We start from the raw sequence: 21,713 nt of genomic DNA on the forward strand, positions 1-21,713 counted from the left end.
TCCCTTGCTTGTGATCATGTGAAAGTGTGGCCGGCCGGTCGTGGGGGTGTCTCCTGGGGCGGGGTGCCGGCCCGCGGCCGGGGTGCGGGGGCGGTGAGGGCGGGCCGGGCGGGTGCTTGTGCCTGCTTGCCGTCCGCCGGGCCCCGGGTGGTCCGGGTGGCCGGCGGCGACGGATGGGCAGGTGCCCCGCTCACTGCTACTCGCCGGGTGCCGGGCCCGCGCCGGTCGGGCGGGCGGGGGCGAGGCGGGGCGGGTGCCCGGCCCTGCCTGCCGGGCGCCGTGTGGTCCGGCTGGGGAGCGGCGACGGAGGAGCGGGGTCCCGCCTGCCCTGGCCTGTCGGGCGGGCGGGCGGCCGGTGCCCGGCCAGGGCGCGTTCTGGTGGCCGTGGCCCCTGTTCCGCCGCGCGGTCGGCGCCTGCGCGGGAATCGATAGTGGTGAGATCACCACCCGATCGCACATCGGGTGTCGATCTCACCACTATCGTTCGCCCATCCGGTCTTCCGGCGGGCCAGGCCGCAGGGGCACGTCTCCACAGGGCCGGTGGCGGCCCTGCCGCGCTCGTGCCGGGTGCCCCCGTTCGGCTGCCGGGGCGGTTTGGGAACGCATCGGTCCTTACCGGTGCCCCGCCCTGGAACGGGCGGCCCTTCGCCATTCCAGGACACTCTGGAACGGGCGGCTCTCTCCGATTCCAACCCTCTTGGAAAGGGAAAGGGGTCTTGTTTCCAAGGCGGCTTTCCGCGGGAAGCGACCGGCCTTCCGAGGCGCCTTTGCCGGGCAATACTCAAGCACCCTCCATACATGATCAACATCTGTTCTGACCTGGGATAACCGTGCTTCCGGGGAATTCTTTGGGAAATCTTCCGCCGGGCACCCAAAAGTGGTGGCGGGTGGTTCATAATGGGTGTATGGCAGATCAGCGGCACCCCGGTGTTCCGGCCGGATCTCCCGCAGAGGGGATCCGGACCGGGATCGACGGTGTGCTCGCCGAGGCCGACCGGGCTGGGGACATGGAGGTGGCACCGGGCCACCGGGACATGCTCACCGCCACCATGGAGGCCCTGGCTTCGGGGCTGGATGCCCTGGACCTCGCGGCGGCCCGTTTGGCCGCGCGTATGCGCGGGGCCGGGTGTCTGGCAGGAGCGGCCTCCTCCACCGTGACCGGATTGCTGCGCGATCAGGGGCGCCCGTTGGCCCAGGCCAAGGCGATCGTGAGGGTCGCTGAGCACCTGGACGACTACCCGGCCTCGGTCGGTGCGCTCGAGGCGGGGGAGATCGGTTTCGCGCAGCTGGCCCGTATCGTCGAGGGATGCGAGAGGGCCGCGGCCGGCCGGTGCGTGCAGGAGCACCCCGGCGCGGAGGATTTTCGGGAGGCGGCCGAGCCGATCCTGCTCCAGGCCGCGCGCGGCGGGGCCGACGAGCGGATGCTGGCCAGGATCGGGCGCACTCTCGTCGAGCGGGTGTCCCCTCGGGTGCACGAGGAGGAGGACCGGCGGGCCTACGGAGCGCGTGAGGCACGGTTCTCCAAGAATGCCTTCGGGTTCGCTCTTCAGGTGCAGGGGGATGCGGCCTCGGAGGAGATCATCCGCACCGCCGTCGAGGCCCACGCGGCCCCGCCGGATGAGCGCACTCCTGGCCAGCGGCGCTTCGATGCGCTGGTGCAGCTGTGCGAGAACCGGCTGGCGGCCGAGGGGCTGGAGGTGCCGGTGCCGCAGGAGGGCTCGGACGCCGCGGCGGCCCTGGCTGCGCCACGGGTCGAGCAGGGCACCCGGCGGCGGGGCGCGTTCCGTCCGCAGGTGAGCGTGGTGGTGCCGCTGGAGGCCCTCCTCGGCGCGGAGGGGGCGGCCCCGGCGACCACGGACCGGGGGCGGCTGCTGCCGCCCTCGGCGGTTCGGGCCCTGGCTTCGGACTCGCTGGTGCGGCGGCTGGTCACCGACCCGGTCGAGGGCGTGGTCGACATCGGCCGGACCCGCCGCACCTTCCCCTCCCGCATCCGCGAGGCGCTGGTGGCCACGGCGGGCACCTGCCAGTGGGAGGAGGGGTGCAGCGTTCCGGCCCGCTGGTGCCAGGGCGACCACCGCACCGAGTGGTGGGAGGGCGGCACGACCTCGGTGGCCAACGCGCAGCTGCTGTGCGGGCGCCACAACCGGGAGAAGCACCGGGCGCGGGCTGAGGCCCACTACCGGGCCAGCACCCGGCCGCCGAACCGGGGCCGGAAGGGAATCCGGGACGGGCGCACCGGCCCAGGGCGCGGGGGAAACTCCGGTGACAGGGGTGGAACCGACCCGCCAGGGCGACCGGGTCCCTCCGCGCATTCCTGAAGCACCACCCCCTTGGGGCCCGCCGGGAACCCACCCGCCCCCCCGAGAGGCACGCCCCCCCCGCGAGCACCCCGCGCCCCCGGGGCACCCGGGAGGTCGGCCAGGGGGCCTGCCCGAGTGCGCCCGCACCGCCCCCCTCCGCTATGGGGAGTACTGCGGGGAGTGCTGCAGTGTGCCCGCCGCACAGCCCCCCTGGGGCCGCGGGCTCCGGCACCCCTGCTGCGCACCGGCCCCAGGCACAGGAGAGCCGGTCCGGAGCGTGCCCCGGACCGGGGCCGTCCCGCCGCCCTTCCCTACCGCGACCGCCCGCCCCCTGGCGCCCGGCAGCGGTGCCGGCCCCCTCGGCGCCTTCGCCTTCGTCGCCGCCCCCTCCCGGGACCACCCGCACACCCGGCATCCGACAGCGCTACCGGCAGGACCGCCCGCCTTCGTCGTCGCCGCCGTCCTACCGGACCGTGAGCGGCCCGGTAGCTGACGAGCAGGCCTGGGGGAACCGCCGATCCGGCCTCGTTGCTCCACTCCCTCATCGCTTACGGCGGCCCGGTCGGTCGGGCCTCGACGGCCGCTTGTGGCCCTGGTCCCTCGGGAACGGAGTGGGGAGGACAGGCGAAGCCGGCTCCTCAGGATGTCGGTGTATCCGCCGCCGAAGTATCAGGCGCCGACGTGTTCCTCTGTCGAGCGAGGCCATTGTCGACCGCGCTACGGGCCAATTCCTCCTGAAGGCGGGCATGTCGGAACTGATAGAGGGCTCCCGACTGTCGGAGGATCCCGCATCGGTGCGCGCCGTCAAGGAACTTGTACAGCCTGATCGGCAGGCGGCCCAGAGCGGTCGGCCCCACGCGCGCGACGACCGTCCTCCCCCAGCAGCTGCCGACGAAGCCGAGCCCGAAGGCCAGGAGGGCTCCGATCACGACTCCGAGCCGTGCCCCCGAAGCGACGAGGCTCCCGAGGCCGTGCGTCAGGTACGCCGGGGAGATCTCCGAGATTCCCCGGCCCCCGTGCACGTGCCACTGGGCGATCCGCTGCAGGAGGACCGTGCCGACCCACGTCGTGCTCCCGAACACGGCCCCTGCGCCGAAACCGACGACGGTCTTGGCGCCGAGCGCCACCGCCTGGTCGGTGCGCAGGACGGAGTGGGGAGTGACCGTGGTGTCGCTTTCCAAGGGGGTCAGTACGGCCGCCATGGCGGCGAGCGAAGTCCCGGTGATGAGCGCTGTGACCGTCCCGTAGCCGAGGACATAAGCGAGGGCGTAGCCGGGATGGGGAAGGTCGACGAAGGCGGTCGCGAATACGGCTCCCGCGCAGAGCCCCAGCGCCGAACCGGCCCCCAAGCCGGTGATCAGGCGTCTCCGTACGCCGGCGTTCCAGCGGATCCGATTGTTGACCCGTGCGGGGGCGACAGGGGTCGCGACCGCGAGGGCCGCCAGGGCGCCCACCGTTCCGTGGACGAGGGTGTACACGTAGACATGTCCGGACTCGGCCTGCCAGGGGCCGATGTCGAACCCGAACGCCGCCTGGGGCATGACGCCGACACCGATTCCGGCGGCCGCCCCGAGGAGGAGGCGTCCGACGGCGGCCGGGACGCCGTGGCGCTCATGCTCCGAGTGCGGTTGCGAGTGCGCTTCGGTGAGGGCGGCGACCAGCGCCGCGGCGCCTGCCGCGAGGGCGGCGGGGACGCCCCAGTCCGGGCCGTACACGCCCCCGATCACGATGCCCGTGACGAGCGCCGCCACTGCGGCGGTCACGGTCGCGTACGCCGACGAGGGCACCAGCGTGTGCAGGTGCCACCACCCGAAGCCGTTCCTGGCCCCGCGGGTGAGGAGGAGGGCCAGGTACTGCAGGTACCCGTCGGCGGCATGGGCGGTGATCGTGGGCTGCCGCCTTTCGGCCGGGGTCCTCGGCGGCGGCGGTCCGGAGCTGTAGGCCGCGGGGACGTAGGCCCGCAGCAGGTGGCGTTCGACCGCGCGGCGCCCGAGCGCGGCGGCCTTCTCTACGAGGTCACCGGGATCGGTTCCGGGCACCGAGTACACCGTCTTGGCGAGGGTCACCATGAGGGGGCTCGAAAGCGCGGCGGCCAGTTCGCCGGTCGGGTCCTCGCGAAGGCGGGCGGCGACTCGCTCCCAGCGTGCGCTGCCGTGTGCGCCCGGGCGGTGGAGGTGCTTCGCGGCGTCCTCGGCCCGGACGGGCTGCAGTTCGAGAACCGCGGCACCGCTGATGAGCCCACCGCTCCGATGGACGGCCTCCTGGTATTCGGCGGTGCGGCTGGTGAGGACCAGCGGGCGGCCGAGGAGCGCCCGGTCGACGGCGGCGAGCGCTCTGCCCCGGGCATCGGCGGACAGTTCATCGAGGCCGTCCAGGATCGGCAGCACCCGTCCGGACATGACCAGTTCCTCGGCGGTGCCGGGGCCGAGGGCCGGTCGGCGCAGTGCCGGATGGTCCTCCTCCAGGCACCGCGCGATCCAGGCGCACAGGTGCTCTTCTTCGGGCTCCCAGGAGGCCGGCTGCACGAGCACCGGTACGGGAGCACCGGGGTACCGGTGCCTCTCTTCGAGCATCTCCAAGGTGAGGAGTGTGGCGAACCCCGTCTTGCCGGAGCCCGGGGCGCCGACGACGACGAGCCGCTTCCGGGGGAGCCCGAGGAACAGTGGAGCGGCGCTCCGGATATCGCCGTGCTCCCGGGGCCCCTGCACCGTGGTGCCGGAGGCGGCATACGCGACGGTGCCGGTGGAGTCCGAGGCCAGCCTGTCATTGAAGGACAATGTGACCGGCAGCGGCTCAGGACGGTGCAGGGCGTACGTCCCTGCCTCCGCACGCCATTGCTTCTGCACCTCTTGGGCCAGCTCCTCTGCGGCCTGGTCCCACCACCGGGGGTCTTTCGGGCGCTGAACGGGAACCGCCGCCCAACGGGCGGCGGCGACGATCAGCGCCAGCGCGGCCACGATGGCCGCCCCCCACGCCGCGGCCTCCCATCCCGCTCGGGTCCCGGGACCACCGCCCCACCACAGGGCCGCCGCCAGCGTCCCCAGGATCCCGGCCGCCGCGCCCACCGCCCCCAGCGTGCGAAGTCCGCTCATGCCGCCGGATTGTCCCCCACCCTGAGGGGGGCCGGTGGCGATGAGCGAACATGTCGTGGCCGACATCACATGAGCGTGCGGTGCCTGGGACCGCGTTCCGCGATGGGCGTCAGGTGCGTCCTGTGGGCGCTACGCCTGCCGGGGGCCGGGGCTCCAATCGGGGGCGCGGCCGCTGAGGCCCAGGGCCCGGTCGAACAGCGGGGCGTCGTCGGGGACCGGGACGACGGGGCCGAACAGGCCCTCGCGGGCCTCGGGGACGTCCGGAATCGAGGCGGCGAAGTCGTGGCTGACCTGGGCCTCCCACTCTTCGCACCGGTAGGGGCGGTCCGTTGCCCGGGCGAGGTCCCATCCGTGCAGGACGAGCTCGTTCAGGGCGATCGCGCCCGCCTCCTGTCCGCTGAGTGTGAGTCCTCCCGCCGCGGTCTCGCCTTCCCAGGCCGACGGTGAGCGCCAGGCCTCGGCCAGCGCGTCGAGCCGGCGCGGCAGCTCGACGCGCCAGTCCGGGGGAAGGTGGGCCCCGGAGGCCTCCGGCGGCGGGCCGTCGTCGGGCGAACCGGTCTTGTCCGCGGCCTGCCGGAAGGCCTGGGCGAGCATCATGACGTGGTCGAGCAGCCCGGCGACGTCCATGCCGGTGCACGGGGTGGGGCCGTCGAGCCGGGAGTCGGGGGTCGCGGCGGCCAGGTCGGCCAGGCGCCGGGCCGCGGGTTCGAGGTCGAGGTGATCGGCCATGGGTCGTCCACTTCCGGTCGTGGTTGCGCTCGCTCGGGAGCCGTCGGGGTGAAGACCCGCGCGGGGCGCGAAACTCATCGCACGTGCGGTCGAATCCGCGGTGATGCTCCGATGGCGAGGGATTCGAGGACCTGGGGGAGGAGGGCGCCGCCGCGCCCGTGGACGGGTGGGACTTCTCCTGGCCGGAGGGGTGCGCCACGGAGGCGCGGCCCTCTCGGGGATACCAGGGCCGGCCGGCCTAGCGGCCGGGCTGGAGTGGGGCGGTGGTGTACCTGCTGCGCAAGGCCGCGCCGGCGGATCTCCGCCAGCGGGCCGTTCGTGGCGCACGCCTCGCGGACGCTGATCGAGGCGCGCAAACCCGGCCGATGACGTAAAGTGGATTCCCTGGGAATCCCTGTGCGCTGTCGCGGTTCGCGGCGGCGCTTTTGACTGCTTACGGAACGGGACATGACTGACGACAGCCGATCGGGGGGCCGCGGCGGCTCCGGAGCCCGTGACCACAGAGGCCGCTCCGGAGGGTCCGGCGGCGGCCGCCGAGACGGCGGACCCCGCGGCGGCGGAGGGTTCCGCGGCGGCGGGGGACCCCGCCGCGGCGGTGGCGGTGGCGGCGGAGGACGCCGCTTCGACGGGGGCCGCGGGGGGCGGCCCCAGGGCGAGCGGGGCGCCGAGCGCCCGGAGAGGGAGAAGGGCCCGGCCCTGCCGGAGGACGTCAGCGACCGCGAGCTGGACGGCGACGTCCGGCGTGAGCTGGCCACCCTGCCGCGTTCGCTGGCGGAGATCGTGGGCCGCCACCTGGCCGCGGCCGGGCGCCTGCTGGACGAGGACCCCGACGCCGCCTACGAGCACGCCGCCTACGCGCGCAAGCGCGCCTCCCGCGTGTCCGCGGTGCGCGAGGCCGCGGGCGTGGCCGCATACAACGTCGGCAAGTGGCAGGAGGCCCTGTCCGACCTGCGGGCGGCGCGCCGGATCAACGGCAGCCCCGCCTACCTGGCGGTGATGGCCGATTGCGAGCGCGGGCTGGGGCGCCCCGAGCGCGCGCTGGAGCTGTCCCGCGCGCCCGAGGCCTCCGAGCTGGACACCGACGCCCGTGTGGAGCTGCGGATCGTGGCCGCCGGGGCCCGCCGGGACATGGGCAACCCGGAGGCGGCGCTGGTGGAGCTGCAGGTGCCCGAGCTCAAGGAGCGCCGGGCCCGCCCGTGGGCGGCGCGGCTGTTCTACGCCTACGCCGACGTGCTGGACGAGCTGGGCCGGGACAAGGACGCGCGGGAGTACTTCGCGCGCGCCTCGGCCGTGGACCGCGAGGGCCAGACCGACGCCGACGAGCGCCTGGCCGAGCTCGAGGGCATCGAGCTGGTCGCCGTCGACGACGACGTGGTGTGGGCCGACGCCGAGGACGCCGAGGCCGACCCGCGGGCCTGACCCGGGATCGAAGAGAAGGGGGCGCCCGCCGGATACCGGCGGGCGCCCCCCTTTGCGTCGTCCCGTCAGCCCTGCCCGGCCGTCTCCTCCTGCGGGATGCCGTGCTTGCGGTAGTAGGCGCTGCGGCGGGTGAGCACCACCGAGGCCAGCAGGGTGGCCAGCAGGGAGGCGATGAGCACGCCGCCCTTGGCGTGGTCCAGGGTGGTCCCCGGCTCGTAGGCCAGTTCGCTGATCAGCAGCGAGACGGTGAAGCCGATCCCGGCCAGCTGGGACATGCCGGCGATGTCGATCCAGCGCAGTGTCGGGTTGAGCTCGGCGGTGGTGAGCTTGGTGGTGACCCAGGCCCCGCCGAGGATGCCGATGAGCTTTCCGGCGACCAGGCCGACGATGACGCCCAGGGCGACGGTGTCGGTGAACATCGAGCCGATGCCGGAGAAGACCACACCGGCCGAGAAGAGGGCGAAGATGGGCAGCGCCAGCCCCATGGACCAGGGGCGCAGCATGTGCTCGACCCGGTGCAGCGGGGACTCGTGCTCGCCCTCGCGCATGCGGCTGCGCATCAGCATGCCCATCGCCACGCCGGCGATGGTGGCGTGCACGCCGCTCTCGTGCATGAACGCCCAGATGAGGAAGGCGAGCGGCACGTAGACGAGCCAGTTCGGCACGGCCGAGCGGTCGAGCGCGGCGGCGATGCCGCGGCCCTGCTGCAGGTAGCCGAAGAGGACCAGCAGCGCCAGGGCGGCGAACAGGTAGGCGAAGGAGAGGTGGTCGGTGTAGAAGATCGCGATGACGGTGATCGCGCCCAGGTCGTCGACGATGGCCAGGGTCAGCAGGAAGGTGCGCAGCGCCGGCGGCAGCGACTTGCCGATGATGGCCAGGATGGCCAGGGCGAAGGCGATGTCGGTCGCCATCGGGATGCCCCAGCCGCTCATGTCCTCGGGCCGGGCGGTGTTGAAGGCGACGAAGATGAGCGCCGGGGCGATCATCCCGCCGACGGCGGCGACGATGGGCAGCATGGCCCGGCGCGGGTTGCGCAGCTCGCCGTGGACGAACTCGTGCTTGAGCTCGGCGCCGACGATGAAGAAGAAGACCGCGAGCAGCCCGTCGGCGGCCCAGGTGCCGACGGTCAGGTCCAGGTGGAGCGGCGCCGAGGGGCCGATGGTGAAGTCGCGGATGGCCTCGTAGGCCCCGGAGAGCGGCGAGTTGGCCCAGATGAGCGCGATCGCCGCAGCCCCGATGAGCAGAAAGCCGCCGACCGCGTCTCTGCGCAGTGCGTCGGCGATCGCGTGCACACCGGTCTTCTTCACCATAAGCGGTTCTCCCGAGTCGTCCATGGGATTGCGTACGTCGCCGACCAGACTTCCCGGCACACCAGTGCGCAGCACGGCACTGCGCTTCCTTAACACTGCCTTATGCCCCGGACTGTATACAAATCACCGCGCGTGATGGTGATCGTCCACACCCCTGTGACCGGCGGGTTCCCGGTTCGTGCGAGATGTGGGTGACAACCTTTCACGTCCTCCGGGGGAAGCGCCCGGCGCCGGGCCGGCGCCGCAGGGTAGGATAACCGCCGTGTCGGCGGCGGATCTCGGTGGTGCGGTGGTGCGCGTCGGCGCGCTGCCCGAACGCCACGACTCGGTGGTCTGCCTGCTCTTCGACGGCGCCCGGCCGGTTCTGGTGCGCCACCGCGACCGCGCCTGGGAGTTCCCGGGCGGGCACGCCGAGCCGGGGGAGGACCCGGAGGCCACCGCCCGCCGCGAGGCCCGCGAGGAGGCCGGGGCGGAGCTCGGCGAGGTGCGCACCGCCGGGCACTACGTCCTTCCCGGCGGGCACACCACCGTGGTCACCTGCGCGCGGGCGCGTGCGTTCCGCCCGCTCACGGGTGAGTTCGAGACCGTCGAGGTGCGCGCCTTCGACACCCTGCCCCCGCAGCTGTCCTGGGACGACGGCATCTACGCCTATCTGCTGCGGGAACTGGGGCTGCCGGGCGCGCCCTGAGCGGCCTCCTGCTCGGCCTCCAGCCGGTCCAGCCAGTGCCAGATGCCGCTGGTGTTGCCCTCCACGCCGCTGAGCACGTCCATCACCTGGGCGGCCTCGGCGGGCGCCTCCTCGGGCAGGGGCCGGTAGCGCTTGAGCACCGCGTCGCGGACCATGCCCACGGCGTGGTCCAGGTCCCCGGTGGAGGCGCGGGCCCGGCGCACCTCCTCCACCCAGGCGTGCAGCTCCTCGCGGGCCCGCTCCAGCGTGCCCTCGACCTCCTCGACCGCACCGAAGTGGGAGAACATCAGGCGCCGGGCGCCGATGTCGCCGAACAGGTCCAGCGAGCGCCGCGCGGCCCCGAAGTCGAAGTCCGGCGGCGGCGTGGCCGGGCGGACGTCGCCGGTGTAGGGGTTGTACACCCCCAGGGCGTCGCCGGCGTACAGGTCGCCGGTGGCGCTGTCGACCAGCCCCACGTGGTGCTTGGCGTGGCCGGGGGAGTAGTGCGCGACGAGCCGCCTGCCGGCGCCCAGGTCCACCTCGCCGGTGGTGCCGACGGTGCGGATGCGGTCGGCGTCGGAGGGGCTCATCTCGCCGAAGAGCACGTCCAGCCGGTCGCCCCAGACCATCCGCGCCGAGCGCATGAGCCGTTCGGGGTCGGCCAGGTGGCGGGCGCCGCGCTCGTGCACCACGATCTCGGCCCGGGGGAACATCCGGGCGATGTCGCCCACGCCGCCGGCGTGGTCCAGGTGGATGTGGGTCACGACGATGGTGGCCAGGTCGTCGGCGCCGATGCCCAGCGCGGCCATCCGGTCGCGCAGCACCTCGGCCGACCCGGCGGTGCCCACCTCCACCACGCACGGCCGCTCGGTGCGGATGAGGTAGCTGGAGGTGATCCCCGGGTACCCGGCCATCAGCGTGTCGATGGCGAAGACCTCTTCGCCCAGGGCGGTGATGCCCTCGGTCGCGTCCACCGCTGCACTCCCTTCTGCGAGGCCGGGAACCGAATCTAGTTCACCGGGCCCGGGGCCGGGCGCGCGGCCCCCGTCCACAGGCGCCGGATCGGTCCGCACGGGCCGGGGCGCGCGGTGCAGGGTGGACGGCGACAGCGACACCCCCGTCGACGGGAGGCGCACATGCCCCGGATCCCGACCGCCCCCTCCGCCCTTGCGGCCCGGCCCGCGCACCGCAACGAGGTGCTGCTGGCCGGGCGCGTCACGGCCGAGCCGTCGGTGCGCGAGCTGCCGGACGGCGCGCACATGGTCACCTGGCGCATCTCGGTGGCCCGGCCGGCCTCGGACGCGCGCCGCGGCCCCCAGGCCGACCCCTTCACCTGCGTGAGCTTTCGCCCCGACATCCGCGAGGCCACCCGCGGCTGGCGCATCGGCGACCTGGTGCAGGTGTCGGGGTCGCTGCGCCGCCGCTACCGCCGGGCGGCCCGGGGCGGCGGCGGGACGGTGGAGGTGGAGGCCACCGGCGTGCGGGAGCTCGGCGGGCGGGCCGCCGGGGGGTGACTCACCAGCCGAGGCGGTCCAGCGCGCCGCGCGGGTCGGCCCCGGGGTCGGCCCAGGCGGCGGCGCACACCGCGCGCAGCCCGTCGAGCCGCTCGCCGCCGCCGGACAGGGCCAGGGCCCCGTCGTCGCGCACCCGGGCGGTCCATCCGGCGCAGGCGGCCCCGCCCGGGACCGCCTCGGTGCCCGGGTGGGTCTCGTTGAGGCCGGACAGGTCCCAGGCGATGTGGTCGGGGCGGCGCTCGGGCGGGGCGGCGGCCAGCTCCCGGGCCCCGGTCACCCCGGACAGCACCAGCAGTGAGGCGGCGCCGCGGGCCCGTGCCCCCTCCACGTCGGTGTCCAGGCGGTCGCCCACCACCAGCGGCCGCCGGGAGCCGGTGCGGGCCACCCCCTCCTCGTGCAGGGGCCGCATCGGCTTGCCCGCCACGACCGGTTCCAGGCCCGCGGCGTTGGCGATGACCCGGGAGAAGGAGCCGTTGCCGGGCAGGATGCCCGGCCCCATGGGGGCGGTGGCGTCGGCGTTGCTGGCCACGAACAGCGCCCCGCGGCTGACCGCGAGCGCGCCCTGGCAGACCAGGTCGTAGGACAGGCGGGGGGAGTGGCCCTGCACCACCGCGACCGGGTCCTCGGCCGCCTGGGTGACCGGGCGCAGGCCGCGGCGGATCAGCGCCAGGCGCAGCCCGGTGTCGCCGACCACCAGCACCGGGGCCCCGGCCGGGAAGCGTTCGCGGACCAGACGGGCGGCGGCCTCGGCGGAGGTGACCACGTCGCCGGCGGCGGCCGGGACGCCCAGGGCGGTGAGCCGCTCGGCGATGGAGGCCGGGGTGCGCGAGGAGTTGTTGGTGACGAACACCGCGGCCATCCCGGCCGCGCGCGCCTTGGCGACGGCCTCGGGCGCGGCCGGGACCGGGCGGTCCCCGATGTAGACGACGCCGTCCAGGTCCAGCAGGGCGGCGTCGTAGAGCTCGTTCAGCGGGCGGTCAGCGGGCTTCATCGGTCCTCTCAGGCAGGGACTCCAGGGAGCGCAGCACCAGTCCGGTGCGCGGCTTGGGGCCGAAGGAGGTGGATTTGCGCGGGGTGAGTTCGCCGCGCCCGGTCACCTCGTACACGTCGGCGACCCGCAGCGGGGGCAGCAGCACGGCGGCGGCGGGCCCGGTGCGGGCCCCGGCGCGGCGCACCGCCTCGGCGGCGTCGTCGTGCACGAGCTCGGCCGCCCGGGGGCGCACCCCCCACAGCGGCAGGAACAGGCGCTCCAGGGCGGCGGTGGGCATCGCCCGCCAGGCCTCGGAGCGGTCGGGGGCGGCGGCGCGCATCGCCCCGGGGTCGACCCGGTCGATGAGGAAGCGGCCGCTGTGGTCGGCGAGGGCCAGCGCCGGACCCTGGCGGGCCGCCTGGGCGAGCAGGCGCACGGTGCGGTCGGTGCCCCCGTCCTCGGGCAGCGCGCGGACGCGGGCGTGGGCCCGGGCCGCGTCGGCCGCCGCGCGGGCGCCGATGCCGGGCACCACCCGGTGGATGGGGCCCAGCCGGGGCGGTGAGGCGTCGGAGTCCACCAGCAGCGCCAGCCCCAGGTCCCAGGGGCCGGGGCCGTGCTGGCGCGCCTGCAGGCGGCGGTAGGCGGCGTAGCGGTGGTGGCCGTCGGCGATCAGCGCGGTGCGCCCGGCCAGGTCGTGGGCGATGCGGGCGTGCAGCCCGGCGTCGGTCAGCGCCCAGAGCCGGTGGGTGACGCCGTCGCCGGTGACCGTGTGCACCAGCGGCTCGTCGCCCTGCTCGGCGGGGGCGTCGGCGGCCCGCGAGGCGGCGCCGCGCTCGGCGCCGTGCCCGCCCCGGTAGAGCAGGAAGATCGGTTCCAGGTTGGCCCGGGTGGCGGCCATCAGCCGGGCCCGGTCCAGCACCGGCTCCTCGGCGATGGACTCGTGCGGGCGGACGGCGCGGCCGCCGGGCGGGGGCAGCCGCAGCAGGCCGATGAGGCCGCGCTGGCGCAGCCCTTCGGGGGTGGTCTGCTCGTAGGCGTACACCGCGGGGGAGGGGTCGCGCACCAGCACCCCCTCCTCGATCCAGCGGTGCAGGGTGCGCGCGGCACCGGTGTAGTCGGGGGCCGAGACCGCGGGCGGGGCGGTGAGCCGGGCGGCGTTGTGCGGTTCGTCGGTGGTCATGCGCGCATAGGAGGCGGCGTCGACCAGGTCGTAGGGAGGGGACAGGGCGAGCGCCAGGTTGAAGGCCGGCGAATCGATCAGGGCGCTCGCGTCGGCGCCCGCGTACCGGAGCCCGCGCAGCGGGGCGAGCTCCAGGGCGCCATCACCCGTATCCATCGGCACCCTGGAACGATACCCGCGGCTAGAGCAGCTTGCGCATGCGCATCAGGTCGGTGAAACTCGCCTCGATCTTGAGCCGCCCGGACAGCATCGCCTTGGCGGCGTCCAGCCGGTCCTCGGCCAGGGCCACCAGGTCGTCGGCGGTGGCGGTGAGGCGCACCTGCGCCCGCCCGGCCGGGTCGCCGGCGGCGCGGGTGGACACGTCGCGCAGCCCGGTGCCGGTGAGCCGCATGTCGAAGACGGTGTCCAGGTCGCTCACGGTCACGCTGACCGTGCGCTCGACGATGTGCTTGCGGCGGTCGGCCTCGTCGACCTCCATGATCCGCTCCGACACCCGGTCGATCGCGCGGCGGCAGTCCTCAACGCTGGTCATGGCCCCATGATGCCGTAGCGGCCGGGCGGTTTCGCCCCGGGCGGCGGCGCGTCCCCGCTACCATCGGGGCCCGGAACCGAGTCGCTTTTAGGAGCAGTCCCACCATGGTCGTCGATGCGGTGCGCACCTATATGGATGCCACCAGTGGCCTCAACGAGCTCACCCGCAAGCGCGCCGTCGCCGCGGCGAAGTCGCTCATCAGAGAGTCGGGTGCGGGCGAGGACGCGCCCGGCGAGGGGTTGGGGCGCACCATCCAGGCGCTCGCGGCCGAGCTGATCGAGACCGGCCAGGCCAACCGGGAGGCCCTCGGGGAGCTGGTCCGGGCCGAGGTCGGACGGGAGATGGAGCGGCGCGACATGGTGCCGCGCTCGGAGTACGACCGGCTGGCGCGGCGGGTGGCCGAGCTGGAGCGGCGGCTGGCCTCGGTGCGCGGCGGCGCGCCGCTGTGGACGCGCGCGGCCGCCGTCCCCGAGCAGGCGGCTCCCGAGCAGGAGCCTGAGCCGGAGCCCGCGCCCGCCGCGCCCGCCGCGGTCGCCGAGGCCCCGGAGGCGGAGGCGGAGAAGGCGGAGGCGGTGGACGCCGCACCGGAGGCCTCCGCCGGGGACACGCCTGCCCAGGACGCCCCTGCCGAGGCGAACACCGCCGGGGACGGCGCCGCCGAGGAGAGTGGCGCCGAGGACAGCGCCACCGAGGACACCGCCGCCAAGCCCAAGACCCCCGCCAAGAAGGGCACGGCCCGCGGCAAGTCGCAGCAGGGCAAGTCCACCGGCAAGCGCACCGGCGGGAACCGCTCCAAGGGCGGATCGGGCGCCAACAAGAGCGGTGCGGCCGCGAAGAAGGGCGACTGACCCGTGTCCGCACCCGAGGAGCCCCCCGAACTCCCGGAGGCCGCGGCGCTCGCCGAGCGCACCCTGCACAGCGTGCGGCAGCGGCTGGCCTCGCTGGACCGGCTGCCCGCCGCCGACCACGTCGCCGTGTTCGACGCCCTCCACCAGGAACTGTCGGAGGTGCTGGGCAGCCTGGACCGTACGGACTGACCCCGCCCGACGGGCACGCGCGCGCACCCGGGGGCGGTATCGTCCTAAGGCAGACTTCTTCCGGATGGGCGCGATTTCAACCATGGCCAAACGCACGCGGCTCGATGCCGAACTGGTCCGCCGCGGCCTCGCGCGTTCGCGGGGGCACGCCGCCGAACTCATCGAGGCCGGCCACGTCCTGGTGGGCGGGGTGCCCGCGGGCAAGGCGGCCACCCAGATCGGCACCGACCAGGCGGTCCTGGTCAAGGAGCCCGACGGCGAGCCGACCTACGTCTCCCGGGGCGCCCACAAGCTCGTGGGCGCGCTGGAGGCCTTCGGCCTGGACCCCGCCGGCCGGCTCTGCCTGGACGCCGGGGCCTCCACCGGGGGCTTCACCGACGTGCTGCTGCGGCGGGGCGCCCGCGAGGTGGTCGCCGTGGACGTGGGCTACGGCCAGCTCGCCTGGTCGCTGCGCTCGGACGAGCGGGTCCGGGTGATGGAGCGGTGCAACGTGCGCGAGCTGACCGCCGACATGCTCGGCGGGGACCGGCCCGGCCTGGTGGTGGGCGACCTGTCGTTCATCTCGCTGAGCCTGGTGCTGCCGCCGCTGGTGCGCTGCGCCGCCCCGGAGGCCGACTTCGCCCTGATGGTCAAGCCCCAGTTCGAGGTGGGCCGGGACCGGGTGGGCGCCGGGGGCGTGGTGCGCGAGGCGGGGCTGCGCGCCGAGGCGGTGCGCCGGGTGGCCGGGGCCGCCGGGGAGCTGGGGTTGGGCGTGCCGGGCGTGGCGGCCAGCCCGCTGCCGGGCCCCTCCGGCAACGTGGAGTACTTCTTGTGGCTGCGGGCCGGCGCGCCGCCGCTGAGCGAAGAGGCGCTGGAGCGCGCCATCGCCGAGGGCCCGAGCTAGGGGAGGTGTCCATGACGACCACCGGTGCGTCCGGGCGCAGCGTGCTGCTGCTGACCCACACCGGCCGCAAGGCGGCCATGCGCAGCACGCAGCTGGTGCACTCCAGCCTGACCGACGCGGGGCTGACCGTGCGCATGCTGGCCTCGGAGGCGGACGACCTCAAGCGGTCCGGGTTCGAACTGGACCCGGTGGAGGCGGTGCGGGGCCCGGACGCGGCCGAGGGCGTGGAGCTGGTGCTGGTGCTGGGCGGCGACGGCACGCTGCTGCGCGCCGCCGAGATCGCCCGTCCGGCGGGCGCGCCGCTGCTCGGGGTGAACCTGGGCCATGTCGGGTTCCTGGCCGAGGCCGAGCGCGAGGACCTCAACGCCACCGTGCGCAGCGTCGTGGAGCGGCGCTACGCGGTGGAGGAGCGGATGACCCTGGACGTGGCCGTGTACAACGGCGGCCGGGCCAAGGGCGACCCGCCGGTGCGCACCTGGGCGCTGAACGAGGCGACCCTGGAGAAGGCCACCGCCCGGCGGATGCTGGACACGGTGCTGGAGATCGACGGGCGCCCCCTGTCGCGCTGGGGGTGCGACGGTGTGGTGTGCGCCACACCGACCGGGTCGACCGCGCACGCGTTCTCCGCCGGCGGGCCGATCGTGTGGCCGGAGGTCGAGGCGCTGCTGGTGGTTCCGATCAGTGCGCACGCCCTGTTCGCCCGGCCCGTGGTGGTCTCCCCGGACTCGGTGGTGGCGTTCGAGATCGTCCCGGACACCCCCGCGGGCGTGCTCTGGTGCGATGGACGCCGTATGGTCGAATTGCCCGCCGGGGCGCGGATCGAGGTCACGCGCTCGGACACGCCGGTGCGCCTGGCGCGCCTGCAGCGGGCGCCGTTCACCGACCGGCTGGTGGCCAAGTTCGGCCTGCCGGTCGCCGGCTGGAGGGGGCGCGCCGAGAGCGACGACCTCTAGCCAGCCGGCCCGAGCGGCCGCGACGCAGTCGGGAGCAGGAGAGGTTTCGGTGCTCGAAGAAGTCCGCATCCGCGGTCTCGGCGTCATCGACGACGCCGTGCTGGAGCTGTCGCCGGGGTTCACCGCCGTCACCGGCGAGACCGGTGCCGGCAAGACCATGGTGGTGACCGGACTGGGCCTGCTCTTCGGGGGCCGGGCCGACCCGCAGCGGGTGCGTCCGGGCGCCGACCGGGCCGTGGTCGAGGGGCGGCTGGCCGTCGAGGAGGACGGCAGGGTCGCCGAGCGGGTCGCCGAGGCCGGCGGCGAGCTGGACGAGGGCGTGCTGATCCTGAACCGGACGGTCTCGGCCGAGGGGCGCTCGCGCGCCACCATGGGCGGCCGGTCGGCGCCGGTCAGCCTGCTGGCCTACCTCGCCGACGAACTGGTGGCCGTGCACGGCCAGTCCGACCAGCAGCGGCTGCTGCGCACCGAGCGCCAGCGCGCCTCGCTGGACCGCTACGCCGGCCCGGAGCTGGGCCGCGCCCTGGGGGCGTACTCGGCGGCCTACCGGCGGCACCGCGAGGTCGCCGCGGAGCTGGCCGAGATCACCGAGCGGGCCCGGGAGCGGGCCCAGGAGGCCGACCTGCTCCGCTTCGGGGTGGAGGAGATCGGCGCCGCCGAGCCGCAGCCGGGCGAGGAGGCCGAGCTGCTGGCCGAGGAGACCCGGCTGGCGCACGCCGACGCGCTGCGGGTCGCCGCCACCACCGCCAACGAGGCGCTGACCGGGGACCCCGCGGCCGAGGTGCAGGCCGACGTGGTGGGGCTGCTGGCCGCGGCCCGCCAGGCGCTGACGGCGGTGCGCGAGCACGACGCCGACCTGGCCGCGGTCGCCGACCGCCTGGACGAGGTGTCCTACGTGCTCGGCGACGCCGCCACCGAGCTGGCCTCCTACGCCGAGTCCGTGGAGGCGGACCCGGCGCGGCTGGCCGAGGTCCAGGAGCGGCGGGCGCTGCTGGGGCAGCTGTGCCGCAAGTACGGCGAGACCTCCGACGACGTGCTGGCCTGGGCGCGCGACGCGGCCAAGCGCCTGGAGGAGCTGGACGGCGACGACGACCGGCTGGAGGAGCTGCGCGCCGAGGAGTCCGAGCTGGCGGAGCGGATGGAGGAGCTGGCCTCCGAGCTGACCCGGCTGCGCACCGAGGCCGCCGACCGGTTCGCGGTGGCGGTCACCGAGGAGCTGACGGCGCTGGCGATGCCGCACGCCCGCGTGGAGGTGCGGGTGGAGCCCGGCGAGGAGTTCGGGCCGAACGGGCGCGACGAGGTGGAGCTGCTGATGGCCCCGCACCCGGGGTCGCCGGCGCTTCCGCTGAACAAGGGGGCCTCGGGGGGTGAGCTGTCCCGGGTGATGCTGGCCATCGAGGTGGTGTTCGCGGGGGCGGACCCGGTGCCCACCTTCGTCTTCGACGAGGTCGACGCGGGCGTGGGCGGCAAGGCGGCGGTGGAGATCGGCCGGCGCCTGGCCCGGCTGGCCCGGGGGGCCCAGGTCATCGTGGTGACCCACCTGCCGCAGGTGGCGGCGTTCGCCGACAACCACCTGGTGGTCCGCAAGTCCAGCGAGGGCACGGTCACCGAGAGCGGGGTGAGCCGCCTGGACGCCGCGGCCCGGGCCCGGGAGCTGTCCCGGATGCTGGCGGGCATGGAGGACTCCGAACTCGGCCGCGCCCACGCCGAGGAGCTCCTGGCCATGGCGGAGAAGGCCCGCACCGAGGCCTGAGTCCGGCACTCCGGCGGCCTGTGCGGGCCGGTTCCGGCCATCGGGGGGCGGGCCGCCCCGCCTGGCAGGGTGATCACGTGGTGAACACGCCGTGTACCCGACCGTTATAACGATCATCCGGCTCCGCGTGGCAGTATGCGACCAATGAAGGTCCCGACGGCGCTCGGCGCCCGATTCTCGCGGTTCCGTCGTCCCAAGGTCGACGGCTCTTCCGGTGTGACCGCCCCCGTCAGGGCGGACCGCAGGACCAAGAACCTGACCAAGCGCCTCCGCCACGGCGACATCGCCGTGATCGACCACACCGACCTGGACCGGGTCAGCGCCGAGGCGCTGGTGGAGTGCGGGGTCTCGGCGGTGCTCAACGTGGCCACCGGCATCAGCGGCCGCTACCCCAACCTCGGCCCGCAGATGATCGTCGAGGCCGGCGTCCCGCTGGTCGACGACGTCGACCCCGAGGTCTTCGCGCGGGTGCGCGAGGGCGAGGTGCTGCACCTGGAGGGCGGGCGGCTGACCCGCGGCGGCGAGCTCGTCGCCGAAGGCGTCGAGCAGGACGCCGACTCGGTCGCCGCGGCCATGGACGAGGCCCGGGCCGGGCTGTCCGTGCAGCTCGAGGCGTTCGCCGCGAACACCATGGAGTACCTCAAACGCGAGCGCGAGCTGCTCTTCGACGGCGTGGGCGTGCCCCGCATCTCCACCTCCATCGAGGGCCGGCACGTGCTCATCGTCGTGCGCGGCTACCACTACCGGGAGGACATCGCCGCCCTGCGGTCCTACATCCGCGAGTACCGCCCGGTGATGATCGGCGTGGACGGGGGCGCCGACGCGCTGATGGAGGCCGGGTACCGGCCGGACGTCATCGTCGGCGACTTCGACTCGGTCTCGGACCGGGTCCTGGCCTGCGGGGCCGAGCTGGTGGTGCACGCCTACCGGGACGGGCGCGCCCCCGGGCTCAAACGCCTGACCGACCTCGGCCACGAGGCCGTGGTCTTCCCGGCCACGGGCACCAGCGAGGACGTGGCGATGATGCTCGCCGACGACTCCGGCGCCGAGCTCATCGTCGCCGTCGGCACCCACGCCACCCTGGAGGAGTTCCTCGACAAGGGCCGCGCCGGCATGGCCAGCACGTTCCTGACCCGGCTGCGGGTCGGCGGCAAGCTGGTCGACGCCAAGGGCGTGAGCCGCCTCTACCGCAGCCGCATCTCCCCCTGGTCGCTGCTGGCGCTGGTGGCCGCCTCTCTGCTCACCATCCTGGTCGCGGCCTGGAGCTCCCCTGTGGGCCAGTTGTTCCTGGCCAACGCGGGGGCGCGCTGGGACGCCTTCTTCTACTGGCTGACGGGGCTGTTCTCGTGATCGACTTCCGGTACCACCTGGTGTCCATCGTCGCCGTCTTCCTCGCCCTCACCGTCGGGCTGGTGCTGGGCACCACGATGCTGCAGGACCCGCTGCTCAACACCCTCGAGTCCGAGACCTCCGAACTGCGCGAGCAGAGCGAGACCCTGCGCGCGGAGAAGGAGCGGGCCGAGGCGCTCAACGACGCCGGCGACGCGATGGCCGGCGTCTACGCCGACGACATGCTGGGCGGCCGCCTGGAGGGCCTGGGGGTGGTCGTGGTGTCGGCGCCCGGCGCCGACGAGGAGGTCCGCGACGGGCTGGAGGCCCGCGTGGAGCAGGCGGGCGGCACCGTCGAGGGGCGCCTGGCGCTGACCGACAAGTACATCGACCCCGACCAGGCCACCTTCGTCGGGGAGCTCGCCGACCAGCTGGCCGAGGACGCCGACGGCTCCGCGGGCTCCGGCGGGCCCTACGAGCGGGCCGCCGTGCGGCTGGTCGAGGCGGTCGGGGCCGAGGACGGCTCCGAAGGCGAGGACGGCGAGGACGGCGAAGGGGACGCGGGCATCGACGGGGAGGCGGTGCTGGCCGGGTTCGCCGAGGCGGGCCTGCTGGCCGTGGAGGGAGAGCCCGCCGAGGCCGCCGACGCGGCGCTGGTGCTGGCCCCCGCCGCCCCGTTCCCCGACGGCGCCCCCTCCACCCCGGAGGGGGAGGCGTCCGAGCCGCCCGGCAACGACGCCGTGCTGCCCCTGGCCGAGGCGGTGGGAGGGGACGCCCCGGCGCTGCTGGCCGGCGGCGCCTCGGCCGCCGGGCCGGGCGGCCTGGTCGCCCGCGCCCGAGAGGACGGGGCGCCGGTCGCCACCGCGGACGCGGTCGGGCGCGCGGTCGGCGATGTGGCGGCGGTGCTGGCACTGGCCGAGGCGGTCGGGGACGGCCCCGGCCACTACGGCGTGGGGCCCGAGGCCGACGGGTTCCTGCCCGACCCGCCGCCCCCGGCGCGCGAGGACGGCGAGGCGTCCGAGCGGGGCGGCACCTCCACCGAGCGCCGCACCCCGCAGGCCGGGTAGGGGCCGGTGCGCCGCACCGGCACCGGACCACGCAGCGAACAGGAGCGAAAGCGAGCCCCCATGCCCCTCTTCTCCACCACGGCACGCCCCCTGCGCCGCCTCGCCGCAGCCGCCGTCGCCGCGGGCGTGTCGGCCGCGGCCGCCCGCGCCGCCTACGCGCTGCCCGGGCGCGCCCCCGCGCGCTCGCCGGGAGGGGACCTGTTCCGGCTGCCCGAACACGTCGGCGACGTGTGGACCCGCACCAACTTCCGCGGCGAGCCGGTCACCCTGGTCGAGGGGCCCGCCACCGCGGCGGGGGCCTGCGCGGGGGTGCTGGCCGCCCCCGGGCTGGGCGGGCCCGAGCGCGCCGCCGCGGTGGCCGCCGCAGCGGGCGCGGCCGCCTTCGGCTGCTATGACGACCTGTCCGGCGGCGGCGAGGCCCGCGGGTTCCGCGGCCATCTGGGCGCCCTGGCCCGGGGCCGGGTCACCACCGGGGCCGTCAAGATCGCCGGGATCGGCGCGACCGGGCTGGCGGCCGCGGCCCTGCTCGGGCGCGGCCGGGCCGACCTGCTGCTCGACGGCGCGCTCATCGCCGGTACGGCCAACCTGGTCAACCTGCTCGACCTGCGCCCCGGGCGGGCGGGCAAGGCGGTGCTGGCCGCCGGGGCCCTCCACCTGGCCGGGCCCGCCGCCCCGGCGGCTGGCGCGCTGTGCGGGGCGACCGCCGCCCTGCTCCCGGAGGACCTGGGGGAGCGGGCGATGCTCGGCGACGCGGGGGCCAACGCGCTGGGGGCGCTGCTGGGCACGGTGGCCGCGGCGGGCCTGCCGCGGTCGGGCCGGATCGCGCTGCTGGCCGGGACGGCGGCGCTGACCGCCGCCAGCGAGGTCGTCAGCTTCACCCGGGTCATCGACGCCACCCCGCCGCTGCGCCGCATCGACCGCTGGGGGCGCCGTCCGGCCGCACGCGCTCCTGCCGGCGCCGCCGCCGACGGGGAGTGA

19 protein-coding genes are annotated in these 21,713 nt (G+C 75.3%); 12 read left to right on the forward strand and 7 right to left on the reverse strand.

From position 1 onward, the window contains the following. Positions 1-977 precede the first annotated feature (977 nt). Entirely contained in the window at positions 978-2,318 is a 1,341-nt protein-coding gene (locus C892_RS29645; RefSeq protein ID WP_017559639.1) for an HNH endonuclease signature motif containing protein, read from the forward strand. Positions 2,319-2,938: 620 nt separating this feature from the next. Here C892_RS29645 and C892_RS0126210 read toward each other — a convergent pair. Together C892_RS0126210 and C892_RS0126215 are read right to left on the reverse strand one after the other, a co-directional pair. Then, positions 2,939-5,392, reverse strand: a complete 2,454-nt coding sequence (locus C892_RS0126210) for an NACHT domain-containing protein (protein WP_017559640.1) — start codon at positions 5,390-5,392, stop codon at positions 2,939-2,941. A 129-nt stretch (positions 5,393-5,521) separates the two neighbouring features. Next, entirely contained in the window at positions 5,522-6,121 is a 600-nt protein-coding gene (locus tag C892_RS0126215; RefSeq protein ID WP_017559641.1) for a TIGR03086 family metal-binding protein, read from the reverse strand. A 447-nt stretch (positions 6,122-6,568) separates the two neighbouring features. Here C892_RS0126215 and C892_RS0126220 point away from each other — a divergent pair, with 447 nt between their 5' ends. Continuing rightward, positions 6,569-7,540, forward strand: a complete 972-nt coding sequence (locus C892_RS0126220) for a tetratricopeptide repeat protein (RefSeq protein WP_017559642.1) — start codon at positions 6,569-6,571, stop codon at positions 7,538-7,540. 65 nt (positions 7,541-7,605) lie between these two features. On the opposite strand, the gene nhaA is transcribed toward C892_RS0126220, so the two are convergent. Next, entirely contained in the window at positions 7,606-8,850 is a 1,245-nt protein-coding gene (gene nhaA, locus C892_RS0126225; RefSeq protein ID WP_017559643.1) for a Na+/H+ antiporter NhaA, read from the reverse strand. A gap of 289 nt (positions 8,851-9,139) precedes the next feature. Here nhaA and C892_RS0126230 point away from each other — a divergent pair, with 289 nt between their 5' ends. Further along, the gene (locus C892_RS0126230; protein ID WP_017559644.1) at positions 9,140-9,538 is read left to right on the forward strand and encodes an NUDIX domain-containing protein; all 399 of its coding nucleotides are present in this window, start codon (positions 9,140-9,142) and stop codon (positions 9,536-9,538) included. Here C892_RS0126230 and C892_RS0126235 read toward each other — a convergent pair. Beyond that, the gene (locus C892_RS0126235; protein WP_017559645.1) at positions 9,499-10,491 is read right to left on the reverse strand and encodes an MBL fold metallo-hydrolase; all 993 of its coding nucleotides are present in this window, start codon (positions 10,489-10,491) and stop codon (positions 9,499-9,501) included. The genes C892_RS0126230 and C892_RS0126235 overlap by 40 nt on opposite strands. 162 nt (positions 10,492-10,653) lie before the next feature. On the opposite strand from C892_RS0126235, the gene C892_RS0126240 reads away from it, so the two are divergent. Next, a complete protein-coding gene (locus C892_RS0126240) occupies positions 10,654-11,031 on the forward strand; it encodes a single-stranded DNA-binding protein (RefSeq protein ID WP_017559646.1) in 378 nt (125 codons plus the stop codon). Position 11,032: 1 nt separating this feature from the next. On the opposite strand, the gene C892_RS0126245 is transcribed toward C892_RS0126240, so the two are convergent. From C892_RS0126245 to C892_RS0126255, 3 genes are read right to left on the reverse strand one after another with little or no spacing between them, the layout of a single operon-like run. Then, positions 11,033-12,022: an HAD-IIA family hydrolase gene (locus C892_RS0126245; RefSeq protein WP_017541767.1), complete on the reverse strand. Its 990-nt coding sequence runs from the start codon at positions 12,020-12,022 to the stop codon at positions 11,033-11,035. Continuing rightward, the gene (locus C892_RS0126250; RefSeq protein ID WP_017559647.1) at positions 12,009-13,337 is read right to left on the reverse strand and encodes a DUF1015 family protein; all 1,329 of its coding nucleotides are present in this window, start codon (positions 13,335-13,337) and stop codon (positions 12,009-12,011) included. The genes C892_RS0126245 and C892_RS0126250 overlap by 14 nt, the downstream gene beginning before the upstream one ends. 25 nt (positions 13,338-13,362) lie before the next feature. Beyond that, positions 13,363-13,713 carry an SCP2 sterol-binding domain-containing protein gene (locus tag C892_RS0126255; protein WP_017541765.1) on the reverse strand — a complete coding sequence of 117 codons (351 nt, stop codon included), beginning with the start codon at positions 13,711-13,713 and terminating at the stop codon, positions 13,363-13,365. A gap of 104 nt (positions 13,714-13,817) precedes the next feature. Here C892_RS0126255 and C892_RS0126260 point away from each other — a divergent pair, with 104 nt between their 5' ends. From C892_RS0126260 to C892_RS0126295, 8 genes are all read left to right on the forward strand, one after another. After that, positions 13,818-14,561 (forward strand): coiled-coil domain-containing protein, encoded by a 744-nt coding sequence (locus C892_RS0126260; RefSeq protein WP_017559648.1) that lies wholly within the window; start codon positions 13,818-13,820, stop codon positions 14,559-14,561. Between the two features lie 3 nt (positions 14,562-14,564). Further along, complete coding sequence (locus tag C892_RS0126265; protein WP_017559649.1) at positions 14,565-14,750, forward strand: hypothetical protein; 186 nt, start codon at positions 14,565-14,567, stop codon at positions 14,748-14,750. Between the two features lie 82 nt (positions 14,751-14,832). After that, positions 14,833-15,633, forward strand: coding sequence for a TlyA family RNA methyltransferase (locus C892_RS0126270; protein WP_017559650.1), 801 nt, complete (start codon positions 14,833-14,835; stop codon positions 15,631-15,633). An 11-nt stretch (positions 15,634-15,644) separates the two neighbouring features. Further along, positions 15,645-16,586 (forward strand): NAD kinase, encoded by a 942-nt coding sequence (locus C892_RS0126275; RefSeq protein WP_017541761.1) that lies wholly within the window; start codon positions 15,645-15,647, stop codon positions 16,584-16,586. Between the two features lie 49 nt (positions 16,587-16,635). After that, entirely contained in the window at positions 16,636-18,339 is a 1,704-nt protein-coding gene (gene recN / locus C892_RS0126280) for a DNA repair protein RecN (protein WP_017559651.1), read from the forward strand. Positions 18,340-18,483: 144 nt separating this feature from the next. Then, positions 18,484-19,689, forward strand: coding sequence for a putative cytokinetic ring protein SteA (gene steA, locus C892_RS0126285; RefSeq protein ID WP_017541758.1), 1,206 nt, complete (start codon positions 18,484-18,486; stop codon positions 19,687-19,689). Then, a complete protein-coding gene (locus C892_RS0126290; protein ID WP_017559652.1) occupies positions 19,686-20,735 on the forward strand; it encodes a copper transporter in 1,050 nt (349 codons plus the stop codon). Before steA ends, C892_RS0126290 begins: the two co-directional genes overlap by 4 nt. A gap of 60 nt (positions 20,736-20,795) precedes the next feature. Continuing rightward, positions 20,796-21,713 carry a hypothetical protein gene (locus tag C892_RS0126295; RefSeq protein WP_017559653.1) on the forward strand — a complete coding sequence of 306 codons (918 nt, stop codon included), beginning with the start codon at positions 20,796-20,798 and terminating at the stop codon, positions 21,711-21,713.

It is taken from the genome of Nocardiopsis baichengensis YIM 90130 (genome assembly GCF_000341205.1).
In the GTDB taxonomy this organism is placed as follows: Bacteria; Actinomycetota; Actinomycetes; order Streptosporangiales; family Streptosporangiaceae; genus Nocardiopsis_A; species Nocardiopsis_A halophila.

Coding starts and splice junctions, on each gene's coding strand:
- C892_RS0126210 (WP_017559640.1), bottom strand. CDS start 5,392: ATGAGCGGACTTCGCACGCTGGGGGCGGTGGGCGCGGCGGCCGGGATC.
- C892_RS0126240 (WP_017559646.1), top strand. CDS start 10,654: ATGCCCCGGATCCCGACCGCCCCCTCCGCCCTTGCGGCCCGGCCCGCG.
- nhaA (WP_017559643.1), bottom strand. CDS start 8,850: ATGGTGAAGAAGACCGGTGTGCACGCGATCGCCGACGCACTGCGCAGA.
- C892_RS0126255 (WP_017541765.1), bottom strand. CDS start 13,713: ATGACCAGCGTTGAGGACTGCCGCCGCGCGATCGACCGGGTGTCGGAG.
- C892_RS0126250 (WP_017559647.1), bottom strand. CDS start 13,337: ATGGATACGGGTGATGGCGCCCTGGAGCTCGCCCCGCTGCGCGGGCTC.
- C892_RS0126245 (WP_017541767.1), bottom strand. CDS start 12,022: ATGAAGCCCGCTGACCGCCCGCTGAACGAGCTCTACGACGCCGCCCTG.
- C892_RS0126260 (WP_017559648.1), top strand. CDS start 13,818: ATGGTCGTCGATGCGGTGCGCACCTATATGGATGCCACCAGTGGCCTC.
- C892_RS0126295 (WP_017559653.1), top strand. CDS start 20,796: ATGCCCCTCTTCTCCACCACGGCACGCCCCCTGCGCCGCCTCGCCGCA.
- steA (WP_017541758.1), top strand. CDS start 18,484: ATGAAGGTCCCGACGGCGCTCGGCGCCCGATTCTCGCGGTTCCGTCGT.
- C892_RS0126220 (WP_017559642.1), top strand. CDS start 6,569: ATGACTGACGACAGCCGATCGGGGGGCCGCGGCGGCTCCGGAGCCCGT.
- C892_RS0126215 (WP_017559641.1), bottom strand. CDS start 6,121: ATGGCCGATCACCTCGACCTCGAACCCGCGGCCCGGCGCCTGGCCGAC.
- C892_RS0126275 (WP_017541761.1), top strand. CDS start 15,645: ATGACGACCACCGGTGCGTCCGGGCGCAGCGTGCTGCTGCTGACCCAC.
- C892_RS0126270 (WP_017559650.1), top strand. CDS start 14,833: ATGGCCAAACGCACGCGGCTCGATGCCGAACTGGTCCGCCGCGGCCTC.